23 protein-coding genes are annotated in these 26,513 nt (G+C 67.4%); 2 read left to right on the top strand and 21 right to left on the bottom strand.

The features are described from left to right. Positions 1-7: 7 nt before the first annotated feature. The 14 genes from PIN01S_RS00600 to PIN01S_RS00535 are packed head-to-tail and all read right to left on the bottom strand — an operon-like array spanning position 8 to position 13,183. Entirely contained in the window at positions 8-1,246 is a 1,239-nt protein-coding gene (locus PIN01S_RS00600) for an NAD(P)/FAD-dependent oxidoreductase (protein ID WP_084332895.1), read from the bottom strand. Next, positions 1,233-2,387, bottom strand: a complete 1,155-nt coding sequence (locus PIN01S_RS00595; protein WP_084332894.1) for a cation:proton antiporter — start codon at positions 2,385-2,387, stop codon at positions 1,233-1,235. Before PIN01S_RS00595 ends, PIN01S_RS00600 begins: the two co-directional genes overlap by 14 nt. After that, positions 2,384-4,711, bottom strand: a complete 2,328-nt coding sequence (locus PIN01S_RS00590) for an MMPL family transporter (RefSeq protein WP_084332893.1) — start codon at positions 4,709-4,711, stop codon at positions 2,384-2,386. The genes PIN01S_RS00595 and PIN01S_RS00590 overlap by 4 nt, the downstream gene beginning before the upstream one ends. After that, positions 4,701-5,294 carry an outer membrane lipoprotein carrier protein LolA gene (locus PIN01S_RS00585; RefSeq protein WP_084333572.1) on the bottom strand — a complete coding sequence of 198 codons (594 nt, stop codon included), beginning with the start codon at positions 5,292-5,294 and terminating at the stop codon, positions 4,701-4,703. Before PIN01S_RS00585 ends, PIN01S_RS00590 begins: the two co-directional genes overlap by 11 nt. Before the next feature lie 8 nt (positions 5,295-5,302). Further along, positions 5,303-5,728 (bottom strand): acyl-CoA thioesterase, encoded by a 426-nt coding sequence (locus tag PIN01S_RS00580; protein ID WP_084332892.1) that lies wholly within the window; start codon positions 5,726-5,728, stop codon positions 5,303-5,305. After that, positions 5,721-7,253, bottom strand: coding sequence for an HAL/PAL/TAL family ammonia-lyase (locus PIN01S_RS00575; RefSeq protein ID WP_084332891.1), 1,533 nt, complete (start codon positions 7,251-7,253; stop codon positions 5,721-5,723). Before PIN01S_RS00575 ends, PIN01S_RS00580 begins: the two co-directional genes overlap by 8 nt. Continuing rightward, positions 7,243-8,178 carry a lysophospholipid acyltransferase family protein gene (locus PIN01S_RS00570; RefSeq protein ID WP_084332890.1) on the bottom strand — a complete coding sequence of 312 codons (936 nt, stop codon included), beginning with the start codon at positions 8,176-8,178 and terminating at the stop codon, positions 7,243-7,245. The genes PIN01S_RS00575 and PIN01S_RS00570 overlap by 11 nt, the downstream gene beginning before the upstream one ends. Continuing rightward, positions 8,175-8,960, bottom strand: a complete 786-nt coding sequence (locus tag PIN01S_RS00565) for a glycosyltransferase family 2 protein (RefSeq protein ID WP_084332889.1) — start codon at positions 8,958-8,960, stop codon at positions 8,175-8,177. The genes PIN01S_RS00570 and PIN01S_RS00565 overlap by 4 nt, the downstream gene beginning before the upstream one ends. After that, positions 8,953-10,632: an acyl-CoA synthetase family protein gene (locus PIN01S_RS00560; protein WP_084332888.1), complete on the bottom strand. Its 1,680-nt coding sequence runs from the start codon at positions 10,630-10,632 to the stop codon at positions 8,953-8,955. The genes PIN01S_RS00565 and PIN01S_RS00560 overlap by 8 nt, the downstream gene beginning before the upstream one ends. Continuing rightward, positions 10,629-11,174 (bottom strand): COG4648 family protein, encoded by a 546-nt coding sequence (locus tag PIN01S_RS00555; protein WP_084332887.1) that lies wholly within the window; start codon positions 11,172-11,174, stop codon positions 10,629-10,631. Before PIN01S_RS00555 ends, PIN01S_RS00560 begins: the two co-directional genes overlap by 4 nt. After that, entirely contained in the window at positions 11,171-11,422 is a 252-nt protein-coding gene (locus PIN01S_RS00550; protein WP_084332886.1) for an acyl carrier protein, read from the bottom strand. The genes PIN01S_RS00555 and PIN01S_RS00550 overlap by 4 nt, the downstream gene beginning before the upstream one ends. 9 nt (positions 11,423-11,431) lie before the next feature. Continuing rightward, entirely contained in the window at positions 11,432-11,692 is a 261-nt protein-coding gene (locus tag PIN01S_RS00545; RefSeq protein WP_084332885.1) for a phosphopantetheine-binding protein, read from the bottom strand. Continuing rightward, positions 11,673-12,482: a lysophospholipid acyltransferase family protein gene (locus tag PIN01S_RS00540; RefSeq protein WP_084332884.1), complete on the bottom strand. Its 810-nt coding sequence runs from the start codon at positions 12,480-12,482 to the stop codon at positions 11,673-11,675. The genes PIN01S_RS00545 and PIN01S_RS00540 overlap by 20 nt, the downstream gene beginning before the upstream one ends. After that, complete coding sequence (locus PIN01S_RS00535; RefSeq protein WP_084332883.1) at positions 12,458-13,183, bottom strand: beta-ketoacyl synthase chain length factor; 726 nt, start codon at positions 13,181-13,183, stop codon at positions 12,458-12,460. Before PIN01S_RS00535 ends, PIN01S_RS00540 begins: the two co-directional genes overlap by 25 nt. A 317-nt stretch (positions 13,184-13,500) precedes the next feature. Here PIN01S_RS00535 and PIN01S_RS00530 point away from each other — a divergent pair, with 317 nt between their 5' ends. Next, complete coding sequence (locus tag PIN01S_RS00530) at positions 13,501-14,271, top strand: ParA family protein (RefSeq protein ID WP_084332882.1); 771 nt, start codon at positions 13,501-13,503, stop codon at positions 14,269-14,271. Positions 14,272-14,792: 521 nt separating this feature from the next. Here the strand turns inward: PIN01S_RS00530 and PIN01S_RS00525 are convergent. The 4 genes from PIN01S_RS00525 to PIN01S_RS00510 all read right to left on the bottom strand — a co-directional run bounded on the left by PIN01S_RS00525 (position 14,793) and on the right by PIN01S_RS00510 (position 18,520). Beyond that, complete coding sequence (locus tag PIN01S_RS00525; RefSeq protein WP_084332881.1) at positions 14,793-15,590, bottom strand: universal stress protein; 798 nt, start codon at positions 15,588-15,590, stop codon at positions 14,793-14,795. 89 nt (positions 15,591-15,679) lie between these two features. Next, entirely contained in the window at positions 15,680-16,120 is a 441-nt protein-coding gene (locus PIN01S_RS00520; RefSeq protein WP_084332880.1) for a PaaI family thioesterase, read from the bottom strand. 92 nt (positions 16,121-16,212) lie between these two features. Continuing rightward, positions 16,213-16,647: a thioredoxin TrxC gene (gene trxC / locus PIN01S_RS00515; RefSeq protein ID WP_084332879.1), complete on the bottom strand. Its 435-nt coding sequence runs from the start codon at positions 16,645-16,647 to the stop codon at positions 16,213-16,215. 82 nt (positions 16,648-16,729) lie between these two features. After that, positions 16,730-18,520, bottom strand: coding sequence for an SLC13 family permease (locus tag PIN01S_RS00510; protein ID WP_084332878.1), 1,791 nt, complete (start codon positions 18,518-18,520; stop codon positions 16,730-16,732). 217 nt (positions 18,521-18,737) lie between these two features. Between PIN01S_RS00510 and PIN01S_RS00505 the strand changes: the two genes are divergently transcribed. After that, positions 18,738-19,436 (top strand): aspartate/glutamate racemase family protein, encoded by a 699-nt coding sequence (locus PIN01S_RS00505; protein ID WP_084332877.1) that lies wholly within the window; start codon positions 18,738-18,740, stop codon positions 19,434-19,436. A gap of 26 nt (positions 19,437-19,462) precedes the next feature. Here PIN01S_RS00505 and selO read toward each other — a convergent pair whose 3' ends face one another. From selO to PIN01S_RS00490, 3 genes are all read right to left on the bottom strand, one after another. Beyond that, positions 19,463-20,923, bottom strand: a complete 1,461-nt coding sequence (gene selO / locus PIN01S_RS00500) for a protein adenylyltransferase SelO (RefSeq protein ID WP_084332876.1) — start codon at positions 20,921-20,923, stop codon at positions 19,463-19,465. Between the two features lie 106 nt (positions 20,924-21,029). Next, positions 21,030-24,377, bottom strand: coding sequence for a mechanosensitive channel MscK (gene mscK, locus PIN01S_RS00495; RefSeq protein WP_084332875.1), 3,348 nt, complete (start codon positions 24,375-24,377; stop codon positions 21,030-21,032). Between the two features lie 36 nt (positions 24,378-24,413). Further along, positions 24,414-26,159, bottom strand: coding sequence for a potassium/proton antiporter (locus tag PIN01S_RS00490; RefSeq protein ID WP_084332874.1), 1,746 nt, complete (start codon positions 26,157-26,159; stop codon positions 24,414-24,416). Positions 26,160-26,513 lie beyond the last annotated feature (354 nt).

Raw genomic sequence — 26,513 nt, 5'->3', positions numbered from 1 at the left:
TTGGCCTTTACTGCGCGCATAGTTCGGCCAACACCCGCAGGCGTCGCTGGGGCTCGGCGACATAGGGATTGCTTTCGTCCCAGGCGTAGCCGGCGAGGATCGAGCAGATCATCCGGCGGATTTCCGATGAGCCGTTGCGGTGGAAGATGACGTCCTGGAAGCGGCCATCGTACCAACCCTCCACGTAGGCCCGGAAGGCATCCACGCCGCGTTTGAGCGGTACGGCGAACTGCGTCTGCCAATCCACCGGCTCGCCCTGCAACTGGCGATGCAGCAGGCCGGCGGCCATGCTGGCCGAGCGCATGGCGATGGTCACCCCGGAGGAGAACACCGGGTCGAGGAACTCTGCCGCGTTGCCCAGCAGGGCGAAGCCGCGGCCGTGCAGGGTCTTCACGTTCGCCGAATAGCCGCCCAGGCTGCGCGCCGGGGTATCCCAGACGGCATTCTCCAGTACCCGCGCCAGGCTCGGTGTCTCGTCGACGAACTGGCGCAGGCAGGCGTCGAGGTCCTGCGGCCGGCCCTGGTAATGGGTGGCGTCGGCGACCACGCCAAGGGAGCAGCGGCCGTTGCTGAAGGGAATGGTCCAGAACCAGATGTCGCGGTGCTGTGGGTGGATGGTGATGAGGATTTTGTCGCGGTCGAAGGCGGAGCCGGCGATGCGGTCCTCGATGTGGGTGAACACCGCCTGGCGCACCGGGAAGGCCGACGGCGCCTCCAGGTCCAGCAGCCGCGGCAAGACCCGGCCGTAGCCGCTGGCATCGAGGACGAAGGCGGACTCCACCCGGTACTCGCTGCCATCCGCCCGGCGCACGCGCAGGCACGGGCAATCGCCGTCGAAGTCGGCGGCGACGATCTCTTCCTCGTAGCGGATTTCCACACCCTGGCGGGCGGCGTCGTCGGCCAGTACCTGATCGAAATGGGCGCGCTGCACCTGGAAGGTCCAGCCGTGGCCCTCGGTGAATTTGTCGCGGAAATCGAAGTCGGTGTAGCGCTCGTTCCAGGCGAAGGCCGCGCCGTTCTTGCGCTGGAAACCCGCCGCTTCGACCGCCTCGAGCATGCCGGCTTCCTCGACGAAGTCCAGGCAGTGCGAGAGCAGGCTCTCGCCGATGGAGAAGCGCGGGAAGCGCTGGCGTTCCAGTACCAGCACGTCGTGCCCCTGGCGCTTGAGCAAGGCTCCCGCGATCGCGCCGGAAGGGCCGGCGCCGATGATCACGACTTCACGTTGTTGCGTCTCAAGCTGCGCCATAGGGCCTCCTGGCTTGGTGTTCTTGTTGAGGGTGGCGGATGCCGAGCAGGGTCGGCAGCAGGGTGGAAAACAGGCTCATGAGCAGCAGGCCGAAGTAGACCCGCTCGTCGATCAGCCGCTGTTGCAGCAGCAGATTGAGGAAAACGATCTCGGTCAGCCCGCGGATATTCAGCAGCAGGCTTTCCCGCCATTTCGTCGCGGCCGGGGCCTGGCGGTCGGCCCAGTGCAGGCCGAGCCAGTTGCCGGCCACCTTGCTCGCCACCGGCAGCACCAGCAGCACGCCGAGGTGCAGCCAGGACGAGCCCTGCCAGGCCTCGCGGAAATTCACTTGCAGCACGCCGAACGTGAGGATCAGCGGGATCGCCAACCCGTTCAGCAGCCAGAACCAGTGGCGCGGCGCCAGCGGCAGGCGGAACGGCTGACGCAGGGCGGCGAGGCAGAGCAGGTAGCCGATGCCGAACAGCAGCGCGTTCAGGTGCAACTGCTGGAACAACAGCATCAGGGCGAAGAACGGCAGGCTGAAGGCGAGGTCGTGACGCAGGCGCAAGCCGCGGAGCACCAGTGGCAACGCGGCGGCCAGCAAGGGCCAGAGCAGGCGCTCCGGCTGGGCGCTGCCCTGGGCGAGGGCGAACAGGCCCCAGCAGGCCAAGTCCATGAGGATTGCCGCGTGCAGCAGGCGCCGGGTCGCCGCCGGCGGATAGCCGATGTTCTGCAGATACAGGTAGAGCACCGGGATGGCGGTGATGGAAAACAGCAGTCCGATGCCCAGCGCACTCAGCCAGCCGGCCGAGGGCAGCAGCCAGCCGGCGCAGGCCAGGCCGCAGAACAAGGGAACCAGGAAACTCGGCAGGGCGATCTTCAGGCTCTGCGGGTTGAATTCCAGATCGACCACGTCGCCGAGGATGTAGCCCAGCAGCAGGGCGAAGCAGAGCCCGTACAGAGCGTTCAACCAGGTCGGTGCGAGCAGCTCGGCGGCGCTCAGCCCGGCATGCGGTTCGATCCAGCCGAGCAGCAGCGCCGGTATCCCCAGGCTGGCCAGCAACAACTGGCTGACGATAGGGAACAGGCCCAAACGCCGGCCCAGCAACAGGGCGGCGGTGTAGAGCGCGAGTGCCACCAGCCAGAACAGGGCGACGCTCATTGCGCACCTCCGGTCGCACGGCGGTGGCCTGCGCCGGCCCAGGGCGCTAGCAGGAAGCTGAACACCAGGCCGAGGCTCACCGCCAGGCCGAAGTTGCTCACCGCCGGGGTGCTGGAGAGCGCCAGGAGACCGAACGACAGCCAGGTGGTGAAGGCCGCCAGGGCATTGCCCAACAGGCTGACGGCCGCGCCGCCGACGCGTTCGCGCATCAGGATCGCGTAGTCCACGCCAATCGCCGTGACCAGCAGCAGGCCGAACAGGCCGAACAGCGTCAGCGGCTGGCCGACCCAACCCAGCGTGGCCAGCGCGGTGGCTGCCGACAGCAGCGGCAGGGTGACGACCCGCACGGCGCCGCGCAGGCCGAACGGCACGCTCAATAGCGCGACGATCAGCGCGCAGGAAAGCAGCTTGAGTTCGCTGGCGGTCCATTGCGCGGCGGTGAAGCTGCGGTTGAGCTGGCCGAGGCGGTCGACCAGTCGGACGCCGTCCAGCCCTTCGCTCAGCGCGTTCAGCCCGTTCGTGTCGTGCAAGCCTTGCAGGCTGACCAGCCCGGCCACGCCGCCATCGCTTTCGCCCAGCCACAGGGGTCGCCAGGCCTCGCCGAGCGGCCCTGCCAGGGCGGCGGGGATGTCCAGAACCGGCAACTTGCGCAGGGTCTCCAGCTCGCGCTCGAGGGCTTCGCGCGGGACGCCGAGGTCGAGCAGCGGCTGCCAGTACCCGGGCTGCCCATCCAGCGCCTGGCGCAGACGCTCCTGCTGCGCCGCCGGGGCGACCAACTGGCTGAGCGCCAGGTAGCCGCCGAGCTGTCCGTCGGCGACCAGGGTATCGAGGCGTTGGCTCAGCCGGGCCTGGCGCTCGAGTAACTGCTGCTGGTCGGCGGCGCGCACCAGGAAGAACTGGCTGGTGGGGCGCTGGCCGGTCAGGCGGGCGATGGTATTGGCTTCGTCCAGTAGCTGCGGCGAGGTAGCGACCCACTGGCGCAGGTCATGGGTCAGGTTCAGACGCCATAGGCCACCCACGCAGAAGGCCAGCAGCAGGGCCAGCAGGACGGTCGACGGCACGCGCCGCAGCAGGCGTTGGCGCAGATTCCAGGCGCGCTCCGCCAGGGCCAGCGGCGCCGGCCCGGGACGCAAGTCGAGTCTGCTGAACAGCGCGGGCAGCAGGCACAGGGTACAGAGGAAGGCGGTGAGCAGGCCGGCGGCGGAGAAGACGGCGATCTGCTTGAGCGCCGGAAAGGGCGCGAACGCCAGGGCGAGGTAGCCGATCAGGTTGGTCGCCAGGCTCAGGGCGAGGCCCGGCAAGGTGGCGCGCAGCGCACCCCAGGCGCTCCAGGGGCGCAGCGCCCAGCTCTTCGACAGGTAATGCAGCGGCGGGTCGATGGCCACGCCGATCAGGCTGCCGCCGAGCACCAGGGTGATCACATGAATCTGGCCGAACAGCGCGACGCAGGCCACCGCCCCGCCGAGCAGGCCGCCGAGCACCGGGAGGATCGCCAGCAGCACGCGGGCGCGGCGGAACGCCAGCAGCAACAGCAGCACCGCGCCCAGGCCGGCGCCGCCGCCGATCCAGCTCATCTCGCGGGTGGCCTGCCGCTGGCTGGCGGCCGCATGCAGCAGGCCGCTGGCGGCGAGCAGTCGGCCGCCGTTCGCCTCGGTCTCGCGACGGGCCGCGTCGACCAGCGCCTCCACCTGCAACGGCAGATCGAGGTCGAAGGCATCGGCCCGGGTGCGGGCGCGTACCAGGGCCCATTGCAAACCCTCGGCTTCGACCAGCAGCGCGCCGCTGGCCAGGTCCACCTGCAAGGCGCCCTGGGGTTGCAGGTGGTTCTGGATGCGTTCGGCCAGCCCGAACCAGTCTTCATCGCTGGCCAGCAAGCGGCTGCCGGCGAAGGTGTCGAACAGCGACTGCACGCGCTGTTGGATGAACGCCTGGGGTTGTTCGATCAGTTGGCGCCGGTCATCTTCGCCGAGCAGGGCGAGCCGGCCATCCAGCAATTGCCGGCGCAGCGCGGGCAGGTCCGCTTGCAGGCTGCCTTGCACGCTTTCGAACGCTCCGCTGCCTTGCCAGCGCCGCTCCAGCTGCTGGGCCGCTTCGGTCGCCTGCTCGCGCTGCGGATAGCCGAGCAGCACCAGCAGTTCGCGGTTGAGCGGTTCCTGCATGCGCTGCTCGGCCTGTTGCTGCAAGGCATCGCGCGGCGCGCCGGGCACCAGTTCCATCAGGTCGGTGGACAGCGGCAGGCCGTGACGCCACTGCCAGGCGGCCAGCGCGAGCAGCGCCAGCAGGCCGAACAGGAACAGGCGGGGCAGCAGGCGCTCAGTCGGCAAAGTCGGCGCGCTCCGCGTCGTTCAGGTCCGTGCCGGGCTGGCTGTCGGGCAGGCGCAGGACGGTGCGGTCGCCCTGGGTTTCCCGCAGTTCGATGCGCCGGACCAGGGCGTCGCCGCCGATCTCGATGCGCTCGAAGATCTGCTTGAGCAGGGCCGAGCGCGGCGTCAGACGCAGTTGCCAGTCGTCTTCCGTGCCGCTCAGCGCCAGTTCGAAATCGTGCTGCAGGCCGCTGCTGTCGCCCTGCAGCACGGCGAGGAACAAGCGGTTCTGCCGGGCGGCGGCGCTCTGCTGCGGCAGGCGTTGCCAGCCCTGGGCGCCGCGCTGGGCCATGCCGTTATCGTCGATGCGGTAGTCCTGGCGGATCGGGCTGTGCAGCAGCCAGAGCAGGCCGTGCCCCTTGGCCAGGACGAAGCGGCCCTGGCTGACGAGCGGCTGGGGCAGGGCGCGCAGGTGCTTTTCCTGGATGAAAGGTCCGCGGACCACCTCCGGCGTGGCGAGCCGGGCGCTGAGCTGGTCGAGGTCGAAAGCCCAGGTGCCGCTGCTCAGGCACAGGGTCGCGAGCAGGCCGACGACGCGCAGCAGCAGGCCGTTCACGCCAGCGCCCTCTCCACCGCCTCGACGAACACGGTCGGCGAGGCCAGCAGCATTTCCCGCGTGGCGATTTCCACCGCGACCTGCACCGTGCTGCCACGGGTCATCCGTTCGCCGGTCTCGGCGTCGGTGATGAGGTAGTTGATCTTCAGCCGGTTTTCCCACTCCACCAGGTCGGCGCGGACGCTGAGGCGCTGGCCGAAGCGCGCGCCGCGCACGTAGCGCAACTGCAGATCGATGATCGGCCAGGCGTAGCCGGCGTCGCGCATCTGCACGTAGTTGTGGCCGATGCGATCGAGCAGGGCGCAACGGGCGACTTCCAGGTATTTGACGTAGTGGCCGTGCCAGACCACGTCCATCGAGTCCACATCGAAGAAGGGCACGAGGATTTCCACCTCGGCCTGCAGTACGCCATCCTTACGCATAGAGGCTCCAGTGGCGACTGCGGATGCGCTCCAGGCACAGGCGCAGTTCGCCTTCCAGGGCGCGGTCTTCGATCAGCGGCGGGAAGTCTTCGGCCAGTTGTTCGCGCATCTGCGCCAGTGGCGCCGGCAGGGCCTCATGGCCGCCCTGCTGGCGCAGCCAGACACCCTGGTTGGCGGCGAGCAGCGTGGCGGCGGCGACCTGCTCGGTCAGCTCCAGGCTGCGCAGGGCATCGCGGGCGGCGATGGTGCCCATGCTCACCTTGTCCTGGTTGTGGCATTCGGTGGAGCGCGAGAACACGCTGGCCGGCAGGGTGTTCTTCAGTGCCTCGGCGGTCCAGGCGCTGGCGCCGATCTGCACGGCCTTGAAGCCGTGGTTGATCATCGCCGTGTCCGCGGGCGCGCCGGACAGGTTGCTCGGCAGGCCGTGGTTGTAGCGCACGTCCACCAGCAGGGCGAGCTGGCGGTCGAGCAGGTCGGCGACGTTGCCCACCAGGTTCTTCAGGCTGTCCATGGCGAAGGCGATGTGCCCGCCATAGAAGTGCCCGCCGTGCAGCACGCGCTCGGCCTCGGCGTCGATGATCGGGTTGTCGTTGGCGCTGTTCAGCTCGGTCTCGATGAACTGGCGCAGCAGGCCCAGGCTGTCGGCCAGCACGCCCAGCACGTGCGGGGCACAGCGCAGCGAGTAGCGGTCCTGCAGGCGATGCAGTGGCGCGGTGGGCGCGTCGATGGCCAAGTCCTGGCGCAACCAGGCGGCCACCTGGGTCTGGCCCGGATGCGGCTTGGCGGCGAACAGGCGCTCGTCGAAGTGCTCCGGGTTGCCTTGCAGGGCGATGACGTTGAGCGCGGTGATGCGCGTGGCCAGTTGCAGCAGGTAGTCGGCGCGGGCATAAGCCAGGCAGGCGAGGCCGGTCATCACCGCGGTGCCGTTCATCAGCGCCAGGGCCTCCTTCGGCCGCAGGGTCAGCGGCGTCCAGCCCAGCGCGCGGTGCACCTCGGCGGCGCTGCGCACTTCGCCGCGCCAGAGCACGTCGCGCTCGCCGGCGAGGGTGGCGGCGACGTAGGACAATGGCGTGAGGTCGCCGCTGGCGCCGACCGAGCCTTCCTCCGGGATCAGCGGCAGGACGTCTTCGGCGAGGAAGCCCTGGAGCCGCTCCAGCAGCTCCAGGCGCACGCCGGACACGCCGTGGGACAGCGAGCGCAGGCGGGCGGCGAGCACGGCGCGGGTGGCTTCGGCGTCGAGCAGCTTGCCCAGGCCGCAGCCGTGGAAGGTATAGAGGTGGCGCGGCAGGGCCTCGACATGCTGCAGCGGCACGGCGACCACGCAGGAGTCGCCGTAGCCGGTGGTCACGCCGTAGATCACGCCTTCCTTGTCCAGCAGGGTGTCGAGGAACTGCGCGCCCTTGGCGATGCGCTGGCGGAACGCGGCGTCCGCCTGCAACGCGGCCGGTGCGCGGCGTTGCGCCACGGCGAGGACGTCCTCGATGGACAGGTGGCCTTCGCCGAAAACCACGGTATCAGTCGTCATGCTGTTTCCAGAACGGGTAGAAGTTGAACCATTGCAGGGGAGCGTTCAGGCAGCGTTCGCCGAGACGGTCGGCGTAGCGCTGGGCCCAGTCGCGGATAACCTGTTCGCGTTCGCGGCGTGTCCATTGGATGCGCTCGGCGAAGGGTTCCAGGTGGACCCGGTAGCGGCCCTGTTGCTTGAGGCAGAACATCAGGTTGAGCGGGCATTGCAGCAGCCCGGCCAGCAGCCAGGGGCCTTGCGGCAGGTCGGCGGGATGGCCGAGGAAATCCACCGTGACGCGCCGGCCGCCATGCAGCGGCACGCGGTCGCCGGCAATCGCCAACCACTCGCCGCGATCCAGGCGCTCGGAGAGTTGCAGCATGATCGCCGGGTCCAGTTCGCTCACCTGGATCAGCCGCAGGTGGCTGGCGCCGGCCTCGCCCAGCAGGCGGTTGAAGTGCTCGGCGTGGCGGGTGTGCACCAGCACGTTCATCTGCACTTTTTCGCCGAGTTCGGCCAGCGCCCGGCAGACTTCCAGATTGCCCAGGTGGGAGCCGACCAGCAGTTGCCCGCGGGCGCCGCGCAACTGCTGGCGCAGGCCGGCTGGGTCGTGCAGTTCGATCTGCTCCAGGCCGAGGCGGCCGTTCCACACATCGAGCTTGTCCAGCAGGCTGTCGGCGAAGCTCATGAACTGGCCGAACACCGAACGCAGCGTGGGACGCAGGTCGGCGCGGCCGCTGGCTTCGGCGAGGTGCTGCTGATACTGGCGGGCACTCTGGCGCGCGCTGCGGCCGAACAGGAAGAAATAGAAGACGATCAGGTACAGCAGCGGCGCCAGCGCACGGCGGCCTAGGCGGCGCACCGCCCAGGCGGTGAACCTCATCAGCAGGAAGCTGCCGCGCTCCTCGTGCTCGGCCCAGTGCTGGCCGGATAGCGGTTCGCTCATGCGCGCCACCGCCGGTAGAGGATCCGCGGGGCGCGCAGCAACATGCCGAAGAACAGCTTGGCGTGCATCTTCGAGATCAGCGTGTTGTCCTGCCAGAGGCGGAAGTGCGACAGGCCGTCCAGCGGATAGTGCACGCGGGTCGGCAGCCAGCGCATCGGCTGGTTGCGCCAGGCCAGGCGCACGAGGATCTCCGGGTCGAAGTCCATGCGCGTGCCGAGGCGGACGGCGTCGATCAGCTCGACCACCGGCGCCAGCGGGTAGACGCGGAAACCGCACATGCCGTCGCGGATGCCCAGCGACAGGCTGTTGATCCAGACCCAGACATGGGTCAGGTAGCGGGCGTAGAGACGGCTCTTCGGCACGCTGTCGTCGTAGCGCGGGTAGCCGCAGATCAGCGCGGCGGGCGTTTCCCGTGCGGCTTCGAGGAAGTCCTCGACGTCCTCGAGGTCGTGCTGGCCGTCGGCATCCACCTGCAACGCGTGGCTGAAGCCCAGTCGTTGCGCTTCGCGCAGCCCGGCCATCACCGCGCCGCCCTTGCCCTGGTTGACCGGCAGGCGGACCCGCCGCACCCACTCGTCTTCGGCCAGTTGATCGATGACCGCGGCGCAGGCCCGGGAGGAGGCGTCGTCTACCAGGATGCACGGCAGGTGCGCCTGGCGCAGCGCTTCGACCACCACCGGCAGGGCGTGCTCGTGGTTGTAGACCGGGATCACCGCGCAGGGGTGGAAGGCGGTCTTCTCTCCCCAGTGGGGCGAGGGGGCGAAGGGCTTGTGCTCAGTCATCGCCGGCCGCCAGCAGGATTCGTCCCGACGAGCAGGGCGCCTCGCCGTTGCGGTAGGCGAAGTGCAGCTTGCCGCGTTCGGCATCGAAACGCAGGGTCAGTTGCAGGCGGTCGCCTGGCCGGGCCAGTTGCTGGAACTTCAGCACTTCCATGCCGGCGAAGCGCGTCGGCACGGCGAGGTATTCATTGGCCAGGTGCAGCACCCAGTCGATCTGTACCACGCCGGGTAGCACCGGGGTGCGCGGGAAATGCCCGGTGAAGTGGGCGAGGTCCAGCGGCACCTCCAGTTCCAGCAGCCACTGGTCGTCTTCCTGGCGCGCGCCTAGCAGTTCCGGTTGCCTGGTCCGGGGCGCGCGCAGCAGGGCGTCCAGCTCCGCCTGTGGCAGCTTGCCCTGGGCGTTGCTCGGCAGCCGCCGCAGCAGACGCCAGCGGCGCGGCAGGGCGAGGGCCTCGCAATGGCCGGAGAGGTGGCGGCGCAGCCCTTCGGTGACGGCACGTCGGCCTTGGTTGCGCAGGGCATGCAGGCCGGCTTCGCTGAGCGCCACCAAGGCGCCGAGGAAGGCGCGGTTTTCCTGGACCACGCCGAGGCGGGCTTCGCTCACCCACGGGTGGCCGGCCAGGGCCTGTTCCAGCATGGGCAGGGAGATGCGTTTTTCTTCCAGCTTGACGATGCGGTCGAGCCGGCCGAGCAGTTCGAAGCGGCCATCCTCGGCGAAGCGCACGGCGTCGGCGGTCTGTTCGATATGCCCGGCCGGCAGGTAGGGCGAGGCGACGCGCAGGGCGCCGTCCGCGTCCTGGCTCAGTTCGACGCCAGGGAAGGGCTGCCAGTGCGTGCCGCCCTGGCGCCAGGCGATGCCGCCGGTTTCCGAGCTGCCGTAGATTTCCGTGGGCCATTGGCCGAGGCGCTCGAAAAGCTGCTGCCCCGCCTCGGCGGGCAGGGCGCCGCCGGAGGAAAACACCCGACGCACCCGGCCGAGCGCCGGCCAGTCGAGGTTGTCGCCCATGCGCTTGAGCAGCGCCGGGCTGCAGACCCAGGCGAAGTCGGCATGTTCCAGGCTGGCCCGTTGCAGGTCCTCGCCGAACGGCAGGGCGCGGCGGAGCAACGGACGCCCGGCGCAGAGCGGCCAGAGCACACGGAACAGCAGACCGTAGATATGTTGCGCGGCGACACTGCCGAGCACGGTCGCGTCGCCCAGTTCGGCGCCCCAGCATTGCTCCAGCACCGCCACTTCGTTGGCCAGCTGGCGCAGGGATTTACCGATCAGCTTGGGCTCGCCGCTGGAGCCCGAGGTGCTCAGGGTCAGGCGGCAGCGATCGAGGTCGAGCGCGGCGGTGGGCAGTGCGTCGCCGTAGAGGTCGTCCAGGCGGCTGTCGCCGGGCTGGTCGGTCAGCCAGAGGTCGACGCGCTCGGCCAGGCGCTGGCGGTTCTGCGCTTGCAGGTCGGCCGGCAGCACCACCTCCACGTCCGCCCGCCAGGCGCCGAGCAGGGCGATGGCCAGCTCGGCGGCGTCTTCCAGATGCAGCGCCAGCCGCTTCACCCCGCGTGCCTGCAAGCCACCGGCGAGGTGCCCGGCCTGGCTGGCCAGGGTAGCGAGGTCGAGGGTCGGAGCGACGGTCACGAGGCGTCCGACAGGGGCATCCAACAGCAGGCGATCCATGCCGATCCAGCTCATGCGTGCCTCCTGACCCGCTGGCGCAGCAGCCATTCGCCGGCGAACAGCAGGCCCATCAGGGCATAGGCGATCAGGCCGTTGTAGAGCGTCCACCAGCTCAGCGGCGCCCACAGGGTAAGGGCGGCGGCGAGCAGGCCGTTGCAGAGAAAGAACAGCGCCCAGACCTTGGTCACCTGGCGCGTGTAGCGCACCGCGACTTCCGGTAGCTCCGGCTCGCGCAGGCGCGCCAGTCGTTCCACCAGCGGCGGGCCATATACCAGGCTGAGGCCGAACAGGCCGAGCATCAGCAGGCTGATCAGCACCGGGTACCAGCGCAGCAGCGCCGGGGTATTGGCCAGGGCCAGCAGCAGGCAGAAGGCCAGGGCGGCGCCGGCCATCCAGCGGCCGCCGGGGCGTTTGCGCACGCTCAGCGCGCGCGCCAGCCAGAGCCCGCCGAGCAGCAGTGCGAAGACGCGCGGCGACAGGTGCTCGATGCCGAAGTACACGGCGAACGGGTAGGCGAGGCCGGCCAGGACCAGCACCAGGCCGATCAGTCGGCTCATGCCGGGTTGACCATCCGATGCACGGCCTCGACCACGTCGCCCACGGTGCGCACGCTCTTGAAGTCTTCGGCGGCGATCTTCTTGCCGGTCTGGCGCTTGAGGTGGTCGATCAGGTCCACCGCGTCGATGCTGTCGATTTCCAGGTCCTGGTACAGGTTGGCGTCCAGGGTGACGCGCTCCGGCTCCAGTTCGAACAGCTCGACCAGGGCGTCGCGCAGGGTGGCGAAGATGTCTTCACGGTTTTGCATGGTTCCTCCTCACGCGGCCTGCCGGGCGCTGACGAACGCCGCCAGGCTGGCGACGTTGGCGAAGTGCTTGCGGGTGTCCTTGGCGTCGGCGTCGATCTTGATGCCGAAGCGCTTCTGGATCGCCAGGCCGAGTTCGAGGGCGTCCACCGAGTCGAGGCCGAGGCCGTCGCCGAACAGTGTCAGCTCGCGGCCGATGTCTTCCGGGCCGATGTCTTCCAGACCCAAGGCCTCGATGATGAGGTGGGTGATCTCAAGTTCCAGTTCGCTCATCTAGGGCGAGCTCCTTCATGAAGTGCTGGTGCAGGTAATCGTTGAGTTTGCGCGAGGCGATGGGGGCGCTACCCTGGGCGGCGAACGCCTGGGGGTCGATATCCTCGCCGACGCGCAGGCGGAAATGGAACCGCCGCGATGGAATGCGGTACCAGGGCTCGGCCTTGGTCAGGGTGGTCGGTTCGACGCTGATCACCACCGGTGTCACCAGGCGTGCGCCGCGTAGGGCGATGGCGGCGGCGCCGCGGTGGAACTCGGGGGCCTTGCCCGGCGTGGTGCGGGTGCCCTCGGGGAAGACGATCAGGGTCTGGCCTTCGCGCAGGGCGTCGGCGGCCTCGTCGAGCATGTCCATGCTGCCGCTGTTGCTGATGTATTGCGCGGCGCGGATCGGCCCGCGCATGCAGGGGTTGTCCCACAGGCTCTGCTTGACCACGCAGTTGGCGTCGCGGATGAAGGCGATCAGCACCACCACGTCGATCAACGAGGGGTGGTTGGCGATGATCATCTGTCCCGGCCGACCGAGGCGTTCCACGCCCTCGACCTCGTAGGTCAGCACGCCGCTGCGGTACATGAACTGGACGAACAGCCAGAACAGCCGGCTCACCGTGGCCCGGGCGCGGCGGCGGTGGGTCAGGGTGTCGCCGGGCAGCAGGGCGAGCAGCGGAAAGACCAGGACACGCAGGCACAGGCCGCCGATGCCGAACAGGGCGAAGCTCAGGCCGGTGGCGATCAGGCGCCAGAGATAGGGGGCATTGGCCCGTGGCTTCAGGGGTTGCGTTGCCAGTTCCATACGCGCGTCTTCCACTGATGCTGGCACTGCGCAGCGTCGCGCAGCAGGGTAAGGATGAAGTCGAGGGCGTGTGGCCAGGCGGCCGAACTCTCGGTGGCGGCGCCGGAGCTGCAACTGAGCTGCCAGTCGCGGCCCGCCGTCAGGCGCAGGCCGACGGCGTAGGGAAAGGGTACGTCGTCGACCCAGTCGGCGTAGGCCGCCGGCGGCTGCTCCTCGGCGATCACCAGCAGCACGGCCGGCGCGCCCTCGGCGAGCAGTGCGGCGGCCTCCAAGACGGCATGCTCAAGGCCATCGCCCTCGGCGGCGATCGCGGTCATCTCGCTGGTGTCGCCGCGCAGGATCGACCACAGGCCGATGATGGCATTGTGCACGGAGAGGCTGAACTGGGTCGGCGAGAGCGGCTCGCCCCGGGCCAGCTCGCCGAGGATGGCGAAGGTGCGCGGGGTTTCGCCGTGGCGCGAGGCGAATACCAGGGGTAGCGGCGGCTGCCCCTCGGCCAGCGGCCAGGCGACGTGGAACGCCATGCGCGCCAGCCGGCTCAGGCGGCGGCGCTGCATCGCCGGGAGAAAGCCGACGTCCGGCTGCTCGTCCCCGGCGGGCGGCTGCCAGGGCGAACGGCTCCAGCGCACCCAGTCGTCGGCGCTGTCCAGGCCAGGCGCCCAGGCCCGCCATTGATCGATATTGAAGTGAATCACGGTTATTTACAGAGCTCTAGTTGGCCCCTTTCGGGCATCCTGATCGACGTCGGCTTCCCTGATCGACAACAGCCTTGTCGGTGGTGCCCTGGCAAAATGCTGGCATTATCCAGGCCACTTCGACCGCACGCAAACATTGGTTACATTGTTCGGACCGGAGGCGTCCATGGACTGCCGACCGGCGGCGGGGTTCCGTGGGCGCGCATTTATACACCCGCTCATCCGATGAAGCGCGGCGGCAGGTCACGCGGTGACCGTTTGCCTCGCTCTGGTCGCCCGCTTTGCATAGAATCCAGGCTTCGACTCGCTCAGGGAGGTGTGCCATGCGCCGCGTGGTGTTCAATCAGAAAGGTGGAGTGGGCAAGTCCAGCATCGCCTGCAATCTGGCGGCGGTGAGTGCGGCGGAAGGCTACCGCACGCTGTTGATCGATCTCGATGCTCAGGCCAATTCGACCCATTACCTCACCGGCCTGACGGGCGACGAGATTCCCATGGGGATCGCCGACTTCTTCAAGCAGACCCTGTCTTCGGGGCCGTTCGCCAAGAAGGGCAAGGTCGACATCTATGAGACGCCGTTCGACAACCTGCACGTGGTGACCGCCACCGCCGAACTGGCCGACCTCCAGCCCAAGCTGGAGGCGAAGCACAAGATCAACAAGCTGCGCAAATTGCTCGACGAACTCGCCGAAGACTACGACCGCATCTACCTGGACACGCCTCCGGCGCTGAACTTCTACACCGTATCGGCGCTGATCGCCGCCGACCGCTGCCTGATCCCCTTCGACTGCGACAGCTTCTCCCGTCAGGCACTGTACGGCCTGCTGGCGGAAATCGACGAGCTGAAGGAAGACCACAACGAAGACCTGGAAGTGGAAGGCATCGTGGTCAACCAGTTCCAGCCACGCGCCAGCCTGCCGCAGCAACTGCTGGACGAGCTGGTCGCCGAGGAAATGCCGGTGCTGCCGGTGTACCTGATGAGTTCGGTGAAGATGCGCGAATCGCACCAGGCCTGCACGCCACTGGTGTTCCTCGACCCCCGCCACAAGCTGACCCAGCAGTTCGTCGAGTTGCATGGGTTGTTGGAGAACGGCTGAGTTATCTGTCGTTTCGCTGGGGATATTTTCCCTGTGCGTGGCAAACCCCTCTCCCCCGGCCCCTCTCCCGTAAACGGGAGAGGGGCGATTCGTGCCGCCAGACGTGGCGAAGTGATCCTGACGCTTTGGCATTGCCAGTAGGTTTGCAGAAGAGGTTGGGCTAACTCGGACGCCCCGTCAGGAGGCCGAGTGGAATCGTCGTGTAGGGGGACGAGCGGCATGGATGCCGCGAGAGGCGCGATTGGCCAGGGATGGCCCCTCGCGCCGGCCCCCGGAACGGCGATGGAGGGAGGGAAGTCGAGCGCAGCGAGACCTGGATGTCGGGGCAAGCCCTCTTGGTTACCTTCTGGGGCGACTGCCAGAAGTAACTCGCCGGGGGGCGAAACAAGAAGTCTCGGAGAAACTCAGTAATCGGTTTGGCTCAGGACTTCCCTGCAACAATTACACAGACAGAGCGAATGCATTCGCGATGACTGTGTCGTCAAGTCCATCGCGAGTGATTCGCTCCCTACGACAAATAATCAATGCACCACCAGCACATCGCACGGCGCCTTGTTCAGGAAGTGCTGGACCAGATCGCCGAGCAAGGCGTTGGCCAGGGTGCCGCGGCCATGGGTGCCGAGCACCAGCAGCTCCGCCTGACGGTTGCGGATACCTTCCTGCAGGGTGCGCGGCAGGCTGCCGGGTTCGACCTCATGGGTCAGGGTCGGGCCGGGCGGGAGGTCCTGGGTTTCGTCCCGCAGCAATTGGGCGATCAGGGCGCGCTGGGTGTCCAGTTCGGCCTGGAGCTGCTTGGCCGACCCTTTGCCGCTATCGAAGACGTGCACCGCATGCAGTTCCGCCTCGGTGGGCAGCAGGTGGTAGGCATGGTTGAAGGCATGGCAGGCGCACAGGGAGAAATCCAGGGCGGCGAGGGCGCGACGGTACGGCGTATCGTCTTCGCGGGCGACCACCAGCAACGGAATCGGGCAGCGCTGGGCGATGCGGTCGAGAGTGGTACCGGGGAAGAACTCATGGCGCTGGTGGTGCGAGCCGAGGACCAGCAGGTCGGCGCCCAGTTCCTGGATTTCGTGCAGGATCACGTCCGCCGGGCGGCCGCTGCGCAGGCGCAGTTCGCTGCCGGGCGGGGCGAAGCGGGTCAGGCTGGTATCGAGGGCTTGGTGGATCTGGTCCTGGGTGGCTTGGGAGGGATTGTTTTCGGGGGAGACGTGAAGCAGGGTGAGTCGGGCGCTGTGCTGTCTTGCCAGTTGCGCCGCCCGTCGCAGGGCGAGGTCGGCGGTGTCGCGCAGGTCATGGGCGACGAGAATGTGGTTGATCATGGCATGGCCTCCAAGCGATCCGTTTTGTCCGACAATTCAGAGTGATCCTTTGGAATAGACCTTATTTTGATTCAGGGCAAGGTCCAGCGTCAGCGTGTTCGCAATTGGTACAAGCCCCGACTCTCGGCCACGATTTCGCCAGTATCGTCGGTCAGTGCCAGCTCCAGGACAAACTCGCTCTTGCCCTGTTCGGCGGCTTCGTTTTGCAGGCGTTCGATGTCCGCGGCCGACAGTCGCGCCTCGACCCGGATGTCGGTGGTGGCCGGGCGGCGGAAGCGCAGGTTCAGTTCCTTGACCACGGGGTAGAAGCGCTGGCTGTCGAAGCTGGTGAGGAACAGCGCGCCCCCGGGTATCTCGGCGAGGGTGAACAGCGCGCCGGCGTACATGCTGCCGATATGGTTGCGATTGCCCTCCAGCGGCATGCGCAGGCACACGTGGCCGGGTTCGAGCCGTTCGGCGACGAGGCCGCTGCGCTTGACGAAGGCGATGCTTTCTTCGGTGAGCTGGCGGGCGATGGGTTCGGGCAGCATGGCGGCGTCTCGGCAGGGGCGGATGTCCCAGCCTAATCAGCGCTTCGAACCAGGCAATGACCGCAGGGATCACCTGGGACTGACCGAACCGCTCAGATGCCTTGGCCGTTCAGCCAGGCGAGCAGTTGCGGCAGGGGCAATGCTCCGCTCTGGCGGGCAATCTCGCGGCCGTTCCTGAACAGGATCAGGCTGGGAATCGAGCGGATGCCCAGTTGCGTCGACAACTGGCCGTTGGCCTCGCTGTCCAGTTTCGCCAGCCGGCAGCGTCCGCGCAGTTGGCTGGCGGCCTGTTCGAACACCGGGGCGAAGGCCCGGCAGGGGCCGCACCAGCTCGCCCAGACATCCAGCAGCAAGGGCAGGTCGCCCTTGATCTGGGCGGCGAAACCGTCCTGGTTCAGGGTGAACGGCTTGTCCATGAGGACGCTGTTCTTGCAGCGGCCACAGTTCGGCTGCTCGCGCAGGCGTGCCGTCGGGACGCGGTTGAGGGTTCCGCAGTGCGGGCAGGGGATCACGAGCGAGTCGGACATTTTTGGCACCTCCGGTTTGACCAAGAGGTGGGGACGCGGGCCGGCAAAAGCAAGGGCGCCGGTCGTTGGCGCCCAGGTGCGGTCAGGCTGCGTGCAACGGCCAGAATAGCGGGATGACCAGGGTCGCCACGATCCACAGCAGGAGGTTGAGCGGAATGCCCACCTTGAGGAAATCGCTGAAACGATAGCCGCCGGCGTTGTAGACGAAGGTGTTGGTCTGGTAGCCGATGGGTGTGGCGAAGCTGGCGCTGGCGGCGAACATCACCGCCACCACGAAGGCTCGCGGGTCGACGCCGAGCTGCTGGGCCAGGCCGATGGCGATGGGCGTGACCAGCACCGCGACCGCGTTGTTCGAGAGCATCTCGGTGAGCATCGAGGTCAGCAGGTAGATGAAGGACAGCATGAACAGCGGCCCGGCCCAGGGCACCAAGGCCATCACGTGTTGGACGATCAGCGCGACCAGGCCGACCTTGTCCATGGCGATGCTGATCGCCAGCATGCCGAAGATCAGGCTGAGAATCTTCCAATCCACTGCCTTGTAGGCGTCTTCCACGTCCAGGCAGCGGGTGGTCAGCACCACCACGGCGCCGATGATCGCCAGACCCTCGATGGGCATCACACCGAAGGCGGCGAGCAGCATCACCGACAGGGTGGCGAGGATGGCGATGGGCGCCTTGTCGCGGCGGAAAGCACGTTCCTGTACCGCGTTGAGGCTGATCAGTTCGCCGTTGTCGGCGAAGCGCTTGATCTGCTGCGGCGTGCCTTCCACCAGCATGACGTCGCCGAACTGCAGCTGGAAGTCGTCCAGGTTGCCTTGCACGTTCTCGTCCTGGCGGTGCACGGCCAGCACGGCGATGCCGTAGCGCGCGGTGAGGTCGAGGTCGCGCATCGGCCGGTGGCTGTAGCGCGAGTTACGGCCGACAATGGCCTCGGCGAGAATGACGTCGTGGCTGCTGATGGTTTCGAAGGCTTCGTTGCGGTTGAAGGTCAGGCGGTTGCTTTCGCGCAGCTCCACCACGTCCTGCATCTGTCCGTGCAGCACCAGGCGATCGCCGGCGGCGAGCATGGTGTCGTGGGCGGGCTCAGTCAGCTCGGCCTTTTCCCGGAAAATCTTCAGCACCTGCAGGCCGCTGCCGCCGTTGAGGTTGGCTTCGGCCAGGGTACGGCCGATCACCGGCGAATCGTGGGGCACCAGCAGTTCGGTCATGAAGGTGCGGTCGAGGTCAGGGCGCAACTGCTTGGACAAGGTGGCGCGCTCCGGCAGCAGGCGCTTGCCGATGGTCAGCAGGTAGACCATGCCGGCCGCCGCCATGATCAGGCCGGCGCCGGTCATCTCGAAGATGCCGAAGGGTTCCAGCCCCGCCTTGCGCGCTACGCCATCCACCAGAATGTTGGTCGAGGTGCCGAGCAGAGTCAGGGTACCGCCGAGGATGGTGGCGTAGGACAGCGGGATCAGCAGCTTGGATGGCTGGGTGCCGGCGCGCTTGGCCAGGGCGATGGCCACCGGGGTGAGGATGGCGACCACGGGGGTGTTGTTCAGCCCGGCGGAAATCACCAGGGCGGTGATGGTCAGGCCGGCGAGCACCCGGGTCGGACTGACGCCCACCAGGTTGCCCAGCCAGTTGCCCAGGGCATCGATGCAGCCGGTGCGCTCCAGCGCGGCGGAGAGCACGAACATGCAGGCGATGGTGACCGGTGCCGAGTTGGACAGCACGCTGAGCACTTCCTTGGGTTCGAGCAACTGGGCCACCAGCAGGGCGGCCACGGCGATGGCGGCGACGAGATCGGGGCTCCACTTTTCGCGAACGAACGAATACAGCAGCCATACCAGCAGGGCAGCTACGAACAGCAGGGGCAGCGAGTCCGGGAGCATGGACGTCCTTAAGACGAATCTCGTGTGAGGTATCGGTGCGCAAGCGGGCACAAGGCCGCCAAGATAGTAAGGTTTTTTTAGAGAGTCTAAGACTGTTTATTAAGGTTTATATGCCTTCTGGTTATCAGAAGGGCTGTACCGCTCAGTTGTTTTCCAGCTGTAGCTATCCGATGGGAGACCAGCCTTTAGGCTGAGCGGATAGAGAAGGAGACAGGCAATGCGAACACTGGGTGTGCTGGGCGGTATGAGTTGGGAGTCCACGGCGGTCTACTACCGGGCACTGAATGTCGGCGTCCGCGAACGTTGCGGCGGACTGCATTCGGCACCGTTGCTGCTGCACTCGGTGGACTTTGCCGGCATCGCCGCCTTGCAGGCGGCGGGCGAGTGGGACGAGGCGGGCCGGCAGCTCGCCGTCGCCGCACAAGGATTGCAGCGCGCCGGCGCGGAGGCGCTGCTGCTGGCGACCAACACCATGCACAAGGTGGCCCCGGCGATCCAGGCCGCCCTCGACATCCCATTGCTGCACATTGGCGATGCGGTGGGCGAAGCACTGCGGCGGAGCGGCGTGAAGCAGGCGGCGCTGTTGGGCACCCGCTTCACCATGCAGGAGGATTTCTATCGGCAGCGCCTGAGCGAGCGGTTCGGCATCGATTTGCAGGTGCCGGATGCCGCGTCCATGGCCGAGATCGACCGGGTGATCTACGCCGAACTCTGCCGTGGCGAGATCAGGGCCGGTTCTCGCGACTTCTATCTGGAATGCCTGGAGCGGCTGCGTGACGAAGGCGCCGAGGCGGCGATTCTCGGCTGCACTGAGATCGGCCTCTTGCTCGACGGAGCAGACAGTCCGTTGCCCCTGGTGGACAGCACCGAGCGGCACGTGGCCATGGGCCTGGACTGGTTGCTCGGCGAGGCGTGAGCGCTTTTCCGGGCGTCGAATCCGAATCAGGACGAACAACTGATCTCCAGGTGCTTGCCCCATTCCGGCGGGCGCTCGGCATAGCGTTCCATGCCCGGCTGCTCGTCGAACGGGCGGGACAGCACTCGATGCAGTTCGCGCACTACCCCGTAGTCGCCCTGTTCGGCCGCCTCGATGGCTTGCTGCGCCAGGTAGTTGCGCAGCACGTAGCGGGGATTGACCGCGTGCATGCGGGCGCGACGCTCGTCCTGGGAACCGCCTTCCCGCTCCAGGCGGGTGCGGTAGTCGGCGGCCCAGGCGTCGAATCCGGCGAGGTCGACGAAATCGTCCCGTAGCCGCCCCAGCGCCTGTTCCGGTGCGCTGTCGCCCAGTTCGCGGAAGAACCGGCTGTAGTCCACCGGGCTGCTCTGCATCAGTTGCAGCAGGCGCTCGACCAGGCTGGCGTCGCCGTCGTCGGCGCTCACGAAGCCGAGGCGGCGGCGCATCAGGTCCAGGTAGTGGGTCTGGTAGAGCGGCAGGAACAGATCGAGGCTGGCACGCAGCGAATCGATCTCCACCATCGGCGTCAGCGCCTGGGCCAGGGCGGCGAGGTTCCAGTGGGCGATGGGCACCTGATTGCTGAAGGAGTAGCGGCCGGTGTCGTCCGAATGGTTACAGATGAAGTTGGCGTCGAAATCGTCGAGGAAGGCGTAGGGGCCGTAGTCGAAGGTCACGCCGAGGATCGACATGTTATCGGTGTTCATCACCCCGTGGCAGAAGCCGTAGGCCTGCCAGCGCGCGATCAGCTCGGCGGTGCGCTCCACCACCTCGCGGTAGAACGCCGCGTAGGGCGCTTCCTGCTCCAGGCAGTGGCGGAAGTGCTCGTTCAGCACGTGCTCGCCGAGCTGCTTCAACTGATCCAACTGGCGCGTGTAATAGAAGTACTCGAAGTGCCCGAAGCGCACATGGCTGCGCGCCAGGCGCAGGAGCATGGCCGCGGTCTCGCGCTTTTCCCGATAAACCGGGGTGCTCGAGCCGGTCACGCAGAGCGCGCGGGTGGTGGGGATGCCCAGGGCATGCTGGGCCTCCGACGCGAGGAATTCGCGAATCGAGCTGCGCAGCACGGCGCGCCCATCGCCCATGCGCGAATAGGGGGTTGGGCCGGCGCCCTTGAGGTGCAGGTCCCAGTGCTCGCCAGCCGCGTTGACCACCTCGCCGAGCAGCAGGCCTCGGCCATCGCCCAGGCGCGGGTTGTAGACGCCGAATTGATGCCCGGAATAGACCATTGCCCGAGGCTCCGCTTCCGACCACAGCTTGTGCCCGGCGAACAGCTCGGCGAACACCGGCTGTTCCGCCACTTCCGGGTCCAGGTCGAGCAGCGCCATGGCTGCCGGGCTGGCCACCACCAGGCGCGGCTCGGCGATGGGCTCGGGCAGCACCTCGGTGGAAAACGCGTCGCCCAGGCGGGCGAAACGGTTGTCGAAGGTCAGGTCGGTCAGGCTTTTCACGGCGGGCTCCAGGGCAATCTCCGGGCATTCTGGTCGGAATTGCCCGGAAGCGATAGGGCGGAGGCGAAGGCGCCAATCGTTTGGAACCCGCCCGCCGGAGCGTGGTTCAGTGCGGGGCGTCGTTCACGTCGGTTTCCGGCGGCTCGGGCTGGTCCTTGGCGGCCTCCGTCTTCTTGCCGGCCGGCACCAGGTGCAACTCCTGGCCGTCGAGGTTCTTCACGAACACGTCGAGCTGGCGGAAGGCGATGTTGATGCCGTGCTTCTTGAACTCCGCGTCGATGAAGCGGTTGATCTCGTCGGTGGCCGGGTTGCGGTCGCCCAGCTCGCGTACGTGGATGCGCAGCTCGTGGTCCAGGGTGCTTTCGCCGAAGGTGAGGAAGTACACCAGCGGCGCCGGCTCCTTGAGGACGCGCGGGTTCTCGTTGGCGGCCTGGTAGAGCAGCTTGCGCACCAGTTCCAGATCGGAGCCGTAGCCGACGCCGATGCGGATGGTCACGCGGGTGACGGTGTCGTGCAGCGACCAGTTCACCAGTTGGCCGGTGATGAAGGTCTTGTTCGGGACGATGATTTCCTTGCGGTCGAAATCGGTGATGGTGGTGGCGCGGATGCGAATCCGGCTGACCGTGCCGGACAGGTTGCCGATGGTCACCACGTCGCCGATCCGCACCGGCCGTTCGAACAGGATGATCAGGCCGGAAATGAAGTTGGCGAAGATTTCCTGCAGGCCGAAGCCGAGGCCCACCGAGAGCGCGGCCACTAGCCATTGCAGCTTGTCCCAGCTCACCCCCAGGGTGGACAGGGTGGCGACGATACCGATGCCGGCCAGGGCGTAGGAGAGCAGGGTGGTGGTGGCGTAGGCGCTGCCCTGGGCCAGGCGCAGGCGCGACAGTACCAGCACTTCCAGCAGGCCCGGCAGGTTGCGCGCCAGGGCGATGGTGATACCGATTATCAGCAGGGCGCCGAGCAGGTCGCGCAGGCTGATCGGCGTGCTGCTGACGGCATCGCCGCTGCCGCTGGTGAATTCGTAGAGAACAATGTTATCGAGGTAGGAGAACACCGAGATCAGGTCCGACCAGACCCAGTAGAGCGCGACGAGGACCAGGCCGAACAGGGTCAGGCGGATCAGGCGCAGCGACTGCTGGTTGACCTGCTCGATGTCCAGCGCCGGGGTTTCGATCAGCTCGCCGCCGTCCGGCGCTTCCTTGGGTTGCGCCTGGCGCTTGGCCACGGCGCGCTGGTAGGCCAGGCGCCGCGCCGCCACCGACAGGCCACGCACCAGGGTGGCCTCGACCACGATCCAGAGCATCAGCACGTAAAGCGTGTCGATCAGGCGATCGGTGAGTTTCAGCGAGGTGTAGTAGTAGCCGAAGCCGACCGCGACGATCAGCGCCACCGGCAGGGCGCTGAACAGCAGGCCGATCAGCAGGCGGAAGGCCGGCGCGTTCTCGCTGGCCGGGCCGCGCAGGAGCAGGCGGGTCAGCAGCCAGCTCATCAGGGCGTAGCAACTGAGCACCACGGCGATGCCGATCACGTCCTCGGCCAGCTTGCCCGGCTGGCGCTCGGCGATGGCGGCCACCGCCACCAGGGCCAGCACCACCACGCCCAGGCGGCGCATCTGGGTGTGCAGGAAGGCCACTTGCGGCCGTGCCCAGCGGAAGTGCAGCTCGGCCACGCCGCCGGGCGAGAGGATGCGGTAGGCGGTGTAGAACACCAGCCAGGCCTGGGCCATCTGCAGCAGGGCGTCGCCCAGGGTGGCGTTCTGCCCGCGTGCATCCATCTGCAGGGCGAAGCCGCAGAGCGCGAGGAACAGCGCGCCCGGCAACGCCAGCAGGACGTTGAGCAGCAGGGCCAGCGGCGTGTGCAACTGGCTGTCGCGCTTGAAGTGGCCGATGTCCTGATGCAGCTCGGCGAGCTTCTGATACAGGTAGCTGCGCTTCCACAGCAGGGCGCCGATCAACAGCAACAGCGGCAGGAACACCAGCGGTCGCTCCACCAGGCCGGCGCTCAACTCACTGAAGACAGTGCGCCAGGGCAGGGCGTCGATCTGACGGTCGAGCAGGCGCGGCACGTTCTTCAGCCAGGCGAGATCCAGCGGGCGGTTGCTGGGAATCCAGAACATCTGTTCGTCGAGGGTGGCGCGCAACTGGCTGGCGGTGCTGAGCAGTTGCTTCTGATTCAACTGCAGGGTGATGGACTCGTTGAGCAGGGCGTTCAGTTCGCGATTGAGCCGCTCGAGGAGATCGTTACGGGTGGTCGCCAGCTCCAGCAGGGCCTTGCGCAGTTCCGGCGTGACTTCCTCCGGCGGCTGCTTGGCCAATTGGGCCTCCACGTAGCTGGCGGGGTCGCTCAACTGTTGGCGCTGTTGGTTCAGCTCGAACTGGTACAGGCGGATGTCGGCGATCTGCTCGGCGAGGCTGGCGTCCGGCTGGATCTGCGGCAACGACCGCTTCTGCTGGTAGAGGATCTTGGCCAGCAGCAGGCTGCCCTCCAGTACGTTGATCTGCTCTTCCAGGGCCTGGTCGCTCTGCGACAGGTTGTCGAGCTGCTGCTTGGTTTGCAGGTTCTGCTGGGTGAGTTCGTTGAGGCGGTTGGTGGCGCGCAGCAGGTAGTCGGACAGCTTCAGGTTGGCCGCGCTTTCGCGGGCCAGCAGGCGGTCGGAGCCGGCTTTCTTGGCATCGCGGGACAGTTCGGCGACGGTCTGCTCGGATTGCGCGCGGCGTTTCTCGTTGATCAGCGACTGGAAGTCCAGGGTCTCCTGTTCCAGCCGGCCGATGCGCTCCACCAGCAGGTCGCGCTGGGCGCTGCCGAGGTCCTGCAACAGGCTGTTCCCCGCCAGCTCCTGGCGGCGCAGCTGAGTCTTGGCGTCGAGGGCGGCCAGCTCGGCGTTGAGCTTGTCGCGTTGCTCGGGGCTCAGCGGCTTGTTGCCGTCGCGGCCGCTCTTGAGCAGGGTGTTGATCTGCTGGGCGCGGGTCTGGTTGTTGCTGATCTCCGCCTGGGCGCGCTCCGGGCGGGTCTGGGAGGTGATGATCAGGCTGTTGGCTTCGGTGAGCGCCTTCTGGTACTCGGCCATCTGTGCGCTGCGTTCGGACAGCAGTTGTTCGAGTTGCGGTACCTGGGTACTGCCATAGCGCTGGGCGACGTCCAGGCGCGGCGTGCCCTTGAGCCGTTCGAGCTGGCGCTGCGCTTCGTTGATCAGGCGCGGGGCATCGTTCAGTTGGCGCTTGAGGTCGGCGAGCTTCCGGCTGTCCTCGGCGGCCTGGTCGATCAGTGCGAGGGTCTGCTCCAGGGTCTGCTGGACGGCCTTCTGATCCGCCTCCGGCAGCTTGCGGTCGGCGAGACCGTCCAGGCTGCGCTGCACGTTTTCCCGGCTGGGAGCCTCGGCCGCGTGCAGGCCGGGAGTGGTCAGGCAAAGGCCGAGCAGGGCGGCCAGCAGGAGGGAACGCAAAGAAGGCATGGTGATGGATCGTGCGCGACTGAAAATGTGCAGAGTCTAAAGGAACAGACCGGGACCGGGACGCCCGCCTTCGGGAAATTTCACCCCGACCTTGCGAATCTTGTGGCCTTCCATGAGGGCGACCGTCCAGGTCAGGCCGTTCCATTCGACCTGGTCGCCGACCACCGGTTCGCCGCCGATTTCGCGGGCGATGAAGCGGCCCAGCGGCTGGCTGCCGTCCAGGTCGCCCAGCTTGAGGCCGTAGAGGGCGGCCACCGCGCGCAGTTCGGCATCGCCTTCGAGCACGAAGTCGCCGAAGAAGCGCAGGTCCAGGCCACGCTGCGGCGCCTGGCTGAACAGCTTGCCGAGGGCTGGGAGGTCGTGCTCGTGGCCGATCACGCAGAGCAGGTCGCCGGCCTTGAGCGTGGTGCTGCCGGACGGGTGCAGCAGTTGCTGGTCGCGGAACAGTGCGGCGATGCGGGTGCCGTCGGGCATCTTCAACTCGCGGAGGGCGGCGCCGATGCACCATTTCTCCGCGCCCAGGCGATAGATGAACAGCTCCCACTCGCTGGTGGGATGGACTTCCAGCCCGGCGCGAGAGATCGGCGCCGGCTCCGGCGGCACCGTCACCCGCAGGCGGCTGGCTGCCCAGGGCAGGCTGGCGCCTTGCAGCAGCAGCGAGACCAGCACGATGAAGAAAGCCACGTTGAAGAACAGTTGTGCGTTCGGCAACCCGGCCATCATCGGGAACACCGCCAGGATGATCGGCACCGCGCCGCGCAGGCCGACCCAGGCGATGAACACCTTTTCGCGGTCATGGAAGGCGCGGAACGGCAGCAGGCCGAGGAAGACCGACAGCGGGCGGGCGAAGAGAATCATCCACAGCGCCAGCCCCAGCGCCGGCAGGGCGATGGGCAGCATCTGGTGCGGCGTGACCAGCAGGCCGAGGACGAGGAACATGCCGATCTGCGAGAGCCAGGCCAGGCCGTCGAGCATGTGCAGGATGCCGTGGCGCGAACGGATCGGCCGGTTGCCCAGCAGCAGGCCGCAGAGGTAGATGGCCAGGAAGCCGCTGCCGCCGACGGCGTTGGTCAGGGCGAACAGGGCGAGGCCGCCGCTCACCACCAGCAGCGGGTACAGGCCGTTGGCCAGGTTGAGGCGGTTGATCAGATTCAGCAGCAACCAGCCGAAACCCAGGCCGAACAGGGCGCCGATGCCGAACTGTTGGACCAGTTGGGAGAGGAAACCGAAGCTGAATGCGGTCTCGCCGCTGGCCAGCATGCCGATCAGGGTCACCGTGAGGAACACCGCCATCGGGTCGTTGCTGCCCGACTCGATCTCCAGGGTGGCGCTGACCCGTTCGTTGAGACCGCGCCCGCCCAGCAGGTTGAACACCGCGGCGGCGTCGGTGGAGCCGACGATGGCGCCGATCAGGAGCCCTTCCAGCCAGTGCAGGTTGAACAGCCAGGCCGCGGCGATGCCGGTCAGCCCGGCGGTGATCAGCACGCCTACGGTGGCCAGCGACAAGGCCGGCCAGAGCGCCACCCGGAAGCTCGCCACCCGCGTGCGCAGGCCGCCGTCGAGCAGGATCACAGCCAGCGCCAGGTTGCCTACCAGGTAGGCCATGGGGTAGTTGTCGAAAACGATGCCACCGGCGCCGTCGACGCCGGCGACCATGCCGACGGCGAGGAAAATCACCAGGATCGGGATGCCCAGCCGGGTGCTGACCGAGCTGACCAGAATGCTTGCGCCCACCAGCAACGCGCCGATCAGAAACAGGCTGTTGATGGCATTCGCGTCCAAGGGCTGCTCCAGGCTACTGCGCGGCCGCCGGATGCGGCCGAATGCCCGGATTCTGACGGGCGCGCGGCTGGGCTGTCAAAGCGGGGGCATGGCACTGGCATGTGAGTGTCGAGGTGTCGCCTGGAGTTTGTAGGGGCGAATTCATTCGCCTGATGATGCCGAATTGGGCGAAGTAAGTTGGCCTGTCTGCGGTAAGTGTTGCTGAAAGGTACTGAGCCAAACCGATTACCGAGTTCAGTAGGGACTTTTTGTTTCGCCTCCCGGCGAGTCACTTCTGGCAGTCGCCCCAGAAGTAACCAAGAGGGCTTGCCCCGACATCCGGAACTAGGCGTCCCCGTCATGCTGCGCTCGACT

This window comes from Pseudomonas indica NBRC 103045 (assembly GCF_002091635.1).
GTDB lineage: Bacteria > Pseudomonadota > Gammaproteobacteria > Pseudomonadales > Pseudomonadaceae > Pseudomonas_M > Pseudomonas_M indica.
This window is presented reverse-complemented; position numbering and strand designations above follow the sequence as displayed.

Excerpts from the sequence above, each read along its gene's own strand:
- PIN01S_RS00540 (WP_084332884.1), bottom strand. The coding sequence starts at position 12,482 with ATGGAACTGGCAACGCAACCCCTGAAGCCACGGGCCAATGCCCCCTAT.
- PIN01S_RS00530 (WP_084332882.1), top strand. The coding sequence starts at position 13,501 with ATGCGCCGCGTGGTGTTCAATCAGAAAGGTGGAGTGGGCAAGTCCAGC.
- PIN01S_RS00565 (WP_084332889.1), bottom strand. The coding sequence starts at position 8,960 with ATGACTGAGCACAAGCCCTTCGCCCCCTCGCCCCACTGGGGAGAGAAG.
- PIN01S_RS00525 (WP_084332881.1), bottom strand. The coding sequence starts at position 15,590 with ATGATCAACCACATTCTCGTCGCCCATGACCTGCGCGACACCGCCGAC.
- PIN01S_RS00595 (WP_084332894.1), bottom strand. The coding sequence starts at position 2,387 with ATGAGCGTCGCCCTGTTCTGGCTGGTGGCACTCGCGCTCTACACCGCC.
- PIN01S_RS00545 (WP_084332885.1), bottom strand. The coding sequence starts at position 11,692 with ATGAGCGAACTGGAACTTGAGATCACCCACCTCATCATCGAGGCCTTG.
- trxC (WP_084332879.1), bottom strand. The coding sequence starts at position 16,647 with ATGTCCGACTCGCTCGTGATCCCCTGCCCGCACTGCGGAACCCTCAAC.
- mscK (WP_084332875.1), bottom strand. The coding sequence starts at position 24,377 with ATGCCTTCTTTGCGTTCCCTCCTGCTGGCCGCCCTGCTCGGCCTTTGC.
- PIN01S_RS00550 (WP_084332886.1), bottom strand. The coding sequence starts at position 11,422 with ATGCAAAACCGTGAAGACATCTTCGCCACCCTGCGCGACGCCCTGGTC.
- PIN01S_RS00560 (WP_084332888.1), bottom strand. The coding sequence starts at position 10,632 with ATGAGCTGGATCGGCATGGATCGCCTGCTGTTGGATGCCCCTGTCGGA.
- PIN01S_RS00555 (WP_084332887.1), bottom strand. The coding sequence starts at position 11,174 with ATGAGCCGACTGATCGGCCTGGTGCTGGTCCTGGCCGGCCTCGCCTAC.
- PIN01S_RS00580 (WP_084332892.1), bottom strand. The coding sequence starts at position 5,728 with ATGCGTAAGGATGGCGTACTGCAGGCCGAGGTGGAAATCCTCGTGCCC.
- PIN01S_RS00520 (WP_084332880.1), bottom strand. The coding sequence starts at position 16,120 with ATGCTGCCCGAACCCATCGCCCGCCAGCTCACCGAAGAAAGCATCGCC.
- PIN01S_RS00505 (WP_084332877.1), top strand. The coding sequence starts at position 18,738 with ATGCGAACACTGGGTGTGCTGGGCGGTATGAGTTGGGAGTCCACGGCG.
- PIN01S_RS00575 (WP_084332891.1), bottom strand. The coding sequence starts at position 7,253 with ATGACGACTGATACCGTGGTTTTCGGCGAAGGCCACCTGTCCATCGAG.
- PIN01S_RS00570 (WP_084332890.1), bottom strand. The coding sequence starts at position 8,178 with ATGAGCGAACCGCTATCCGGCCAGCACTGGGCCGAGCACGAGGAGCGC.
- PIN01S_RS00600 (WP_084332895.1), bottom strand. The coding sequence starts at position 1,246 with ATGGCGCAGCTTGAGACGCAACAACGTGAAGTCGTGATCATCGGCGCC.
- PIN01S_RS00510 (WP_084332878.1), bottom strand. The coding sequence starts at position 18,520 with ATGCTCCCGGACTCGCTGCCCCTGCTGTTCGTAGCTGCCCTGCTGGTA.